At 66.8% G+C, this 4,506-nt stretch carries 3 protein-coding genes; 2 read left to right on the forward strand and 1 reads right to left on the reverse strand.

Translation table 11 applies throughout. The annotated features are described in order from the left end of the window. On the reverse strand, positions 1–2,844 hold a 2,844-nt coding region (gene nifJ, locus WKI94_RS11465; RefSeq protein ID WP_337845861.1), incomplete at its 3' end, for a pyruvate:ferredoxin (flavodoxin) oxidoreductase. A 61-nt stretch (positions 2,845–2,905) separates the two neighbouring features. Here nifJ and WKI94_RS11470 point away from each other — a divergent pair. Continuing rightward, entirely contained in the window at positions 2,906–3,070 is a 165-nt protein-coding gene (locus WKI94_RS11470; RefSeq protein WP_337845862.1) for a hypothetical protein, read from the forward strand. A 4-nt stretch (positions 3,071–3,074) separates the two neighbouring features. Continuing rightward, positions 3,075–4,301: an aminopeptidase gene (locus WKI94_RS11475; RefSeq protein WP_337845863.1), complete on the forward strand. Its 1,227-nt coding sequence runs from the start codon at positions 3,075–3,077 to the stop codon at positions 4,299–4,301. The last annotated feature ends 205 nt before the right edge of the window (positions 4,302–4,506 follow it).

Below are 4,506 nucleotides of genomic sequence, written 5' to 3' on the forward strand. Positions count from 1 at the left end.
CACCGCCAGGATGTCCTGGGCCCTGGGGTCTTGCAGGGGGGAGAGGCGCGCCCTTAGGAGGGCCACATCTTTGCGCCTTTCCTCCACAGCCTCAGGCCCCACCTCCGCCAAGAGCCTTTCCAAGAGCTCTGCCCCCAAAACCTCCCGGAACTCAGGGAGAAGGCGCCTGGCGTACTCCGCCTTCTTGTCCAGGGCCAGGCGCATGCCGAGGCCAAACTCCGCGTTGTCCTCAAAGAGGGAGTTGGCCCAGGCAGGCCCCCGCCCCTCCGCGTTCTTGGCCCAGGGGGTAGTGGGCAGGTTGCCCCCGTAGATGGAGCTGCACCCCGTGGCGTTGGCCACGATGAGGCGGTCGCCGAAGAGCTGGGAGAGAAGCTTCAAGTACGGGGTTTCTCCGCACCCCGCGCAGGCCCCCGGGAACTCAAAAAGGGGAAGGAGGAGCTGGACATCCTTCACCGTGTGGAGCTTCAAGGCCTCCCTTGGGGTTTCCGGGAGGCTTAAGAAGAAGTCCCAGTGCCGGTTCATCTCCTCCCGCACCTGAAGCCTTGGGGCCATGTTCAAGGCCTTACGGCTGGGGTTGGTCTTGTCCTTGGCCGGACAGACCTCCACGCAGAGGCTGCAGCCGGTGCAGTCGTCGGGGGAGATGGCCAGGGTGTAGGCCCCGGAAAGCTCCCGCCACATGGCCTTCCGGTGGCGGAAGCCTTCGGGGGCCCCTTGGAGGGCCTCCTCCGGCACCACCTTGGCCCGCATGACGCTGTGGGGGCAGACCAGCACGCACTTCCCGCACTGGACGCAGACCGTTTCGTCCCAGGTGGGCACGTACTCGGCGATCCCCCGCTTCTCGTAACGGGCGGTGCCCGTGGGGAAGGTGCCGTCCGGAGGGAAGGCGGAGACGGGAAGCCGGTCCCCAAGCCCCAGGGCGATGGGCCCCAGGACCTCCTGCACGAAGGGAGGCGCCTCCCCCACCATGGGGGGGAGAAGGTCTTGGCTCGAGGTCACCCGCCCAGGGATGGGGAGGGGCTCCACCCGCTCAAACCCTAGGTCCACCGCCCGGAAGTTCTTCTCCAGGACGCTCCTGCTCCGCTTGCCGTAGCTCTTCTCAATGCCCCGCTTGATGCGGGCCTTGGCCTCCTCCTCGGGGAGGACCCCCGAGAGCTTGAAGAAGGCCGCCTGCATGAGGGTGTTGATGCGCCCCGGGAGGCCCACCTGCCGGGCCAGCTCATAGGCGTTGATGACGTAGACCTTGAGCTTCTTTTTCAAAATGGCCTCCTGCACGGGCCGGGGCAACCGGTCCCAGACCTCCTCCTTGGGGTAAGGGGCGTTAAGGAGGAGGGTGGCTCCTTCCTCGGCCACCTCCAGCATGGGCACCCGCTCCAGGAAGCTCCAATGATGGATGGCCACGAAGTTGGCCTTTCGGATGAGGTAGGGCTTTTCCAGGAGCCGGGGACCGAAGCGCAGGTGGCTCACCGTGCGGGAGCCGGATTTCTTGGAATCGTAGACGAAGTAACCCTGGGCGTAGAGGGGGGTTTCCTCCCCGATGATCTTGATGGTGTTCTTGTTGGCGGACACGGTGCCGTCGGAACCCAGGGCGAAGAAGACCGCCCGCACGGACTCGGGGTCCTCAAAGTCCACCTCCGGGTAGGAAAGGCTAAGACCGGTGACATCGTCCTCTACCCCCACGGTGAAGCCGTGACGGGGCTTTTCCTGGGCTAGCTCCTCGTAGACCCCAAGGGCCATGGCAGGGGTAAACTCCTTGGAGGAAAGCCCGTACCGCCCCCCCACCAAAAGGGCCGGCCGCCCCCCTAGGGCCAAGGCCGCGGCCACGTCCTGGAAGAGGGGCTCCCCCAAAGCCCCAGGCTCCTTGCCACGGTCCAGGACGGCGATGCGGCTTGCGCTCTTGGGCAGAACCTCGAGGAAGGCCTCGAGGCCGAAGGGTCGGTAGAGCCGCACCCGCACCATCCCCACCCGCTCCCCCCGCCTGAGGAGGTACTCCAGGGCCTCCTCCACCGCCAGGCTTCCCGAGCCCATGACCACCACCACCCGCTCCGCCTCTGGGTGGCCCAGGTACTGGTAGGGCTGGTAGCGCCGGCCCGTGATCGCCGCGAAGGCCTCCATGACCTCCGCCACCACCTTGGGAGCCCGGAGGTAATAGGGGTTGCTGGCCTCGCGGTTTTGGAAGAAGTGGTCGGGGTTCTGCGCGCTGCCCCGAAGGACAGGGGCCTCGGGGGTTAGGGCCCGCGCCCGGAAGGCCTTTAGAGCCTCAAAAGAGAAGAGGGCTTTGAGTTCTCGGTCGGAAAGGGGGGTGATCTTCTGCACCTCGTGGGAGGTACGGAACCCGTCCATGGCGTGGAGGAAGGGGAGGCTGGCCTTTAGGGCCGAGACATGGGCGATGGCCGCCAGGTCCTGGGCCGCCTGCACCGATTCGGAAACCAGAATCCCAAACCCCGTGGATCGGACCGCGTAGAGGTCCTGGTGGTCGCCGAAGATAGAAAGGGCGTGGGTGGCCAGGGCACGGGCGGCCACATGGATGACCCCGGGGAGGAGCTGGCCCGCCACCTTGTACATGTCGGGGATCATAAGGAGGAGGCCCTGGCTGGCGGTGAAGGTGGTGGCCAGGGCACCCTCCTGCAAGGCCCCGTGCAGGGCGCCCGCCGCCCCGCCTTCGGACTGCATCTCCACCACCCGGGGCACGCTCCCCAGGAGGTTGGGCAGGCCCTGGGCCGCCCACTCGTCGGAAAGCTCCGCCATGGGGCTGGAGGGGGTGATGGGGTAGATGGCGATGACCTCGGAAAGACGGTAGGCTACCCGGGCCACCGCCTCGTTGCCGTCCACGGTGATGGGACGCATGGTGTCACCTCTCCCCTACCCTATACCTCCCCGTGGGGGAGAAATGTCCCATACTGGAAGCATGCGCCCTTACCTCCGCTACGGCCTCGCAGGGGGGCTTCTCCTCTTGGCCCTCCTCCTGCCCGAGCTGCGCCCGCCTCTTCTCCTCCTTTCCGGCCTCGTCCTCCTCCTCTTCCGCCCTGCCGCCTGCCCCCTTGACGCCCGGGAGGGAAAGGAAAAGACTTGAGGGCGTGCGCACTTTTGAGGAGAACCTAGAGCGGCTTGCGGAGCTGGGCATCCTGGTGGGGCTTAACCTACAGCCCCACCAGGAGATCATCGCCACCGCCCCCCTCGAGGCGGTGGACTTCGTCCGTCTTCTGGCCAAGAAGGCTTACGAGGCGGGGGCGAGTCTCTTCACCGTCCTCTATAGCGACAATGTCCTGGCCCGGGAGCGGCTTTCCCGGGTAGCCCCTGAGGACCTGGACCGGGCCCCCGGCTGGCTCTACGAGGGCATGGGCCGGGCCTTCCGGGAAGGGGCAGCGCGGCTTGCGGTTTCCGGGAACGACCCTAAGGCCCTTTCAGGCCTGGACCCGGAGCGCATCGGCCGGGCGCAAAGGGCCCAGGCCCAAGCCTACGAGCCCGCCCTCAAGGCCATCACCGAGTTCGCCACCAACTGGACCATCGTCCCCTTCGCCCACCCGGGCTGGGCGGGGATGGTCTTCCCCAACCTCCCCGAGAAGGAAGCGGTGGAAAGGCTCTGGTGGGCCATCTTCCAGGCCACCCGTGTCCTGGAGGAGGACCCCGTGGCGGCCTGGCAGGCGCACAACCGCCGCCTCCACGAGAAGGTGGCCTACCTGAACGCCCGCCGCTTCCACGCCCTCCACTTCCAAGGCCCGGGCACCGACCTCACCGTGGGCCTAGCGGAGGGCCACCTCTGGCAGGGCGGGGCTACCCAGGCGCAAAACGGGGTGGTCTGCAACCCCAACCTGCCCACGGAGGAGGTCTTCACCGCCCCCCACCGGGAGCGGGTGGAAGGGGTGGTGCGCGCAAGCCGCCCCCTGGCCTTAGGGGGGGAACTGGTGGAGGGCATCTGGGCCCGCTTCCAAAACGGGGTGGCGGTGGAGGTGGGGGCCGAAACGAACGCGGAGCTCCTTCTCAAGGCCCTGGAGACGGACGAGGGGGCAAGGCGCCTGGGCGAGGTGGCCCTGGTGCCCGCAGACAACCCCATCGCCAAGACAGGCCTCATCTTCTTTGACACCCTCTTTGACGAGAACGCCGCAAGCCACTTGGCCTTCGGCCAAGCCTATGCGGAGAACCTGGAGGGCCACCCCACGGGGGAAGAGCTCCTAAGGCGCGGGGCCAACCGAAGCCTCATCCACATTGACTGGATGATCGGCTCGGAGGAGGTGGACGTGGACGGGCTCTACGAGGACGGCACCCGCGTTCCCCTCATGCGCAAGGGGGTGTGGGTGGTCTAGGGGCCTTACTGTAGGGGCGTCTTGAACTGCAGGCCCGTCTATACCTGGTCCCTATCCAAGGGACCAGGCGCTTCTTTCTTAGAAGTCATCTTAAGAGCCCCTCAAGCTGCAATTGGGCATAGGCCCCAAAAAGGACCGCTCCCCGAAGAGACTGCCGGATCAGCCCCCCACCGCCATCCAGGTGGCCCTAGCTAAGCGCCTCGGC

Origin of the sequence: Thermus sp., assembly GCF_037444525.1 — a bacterium.
Classification (GTDB): domain Bacteria; phylum Deinococcota; class Deinococci; order Deinococcales; family Thermaceae; genus Thermus.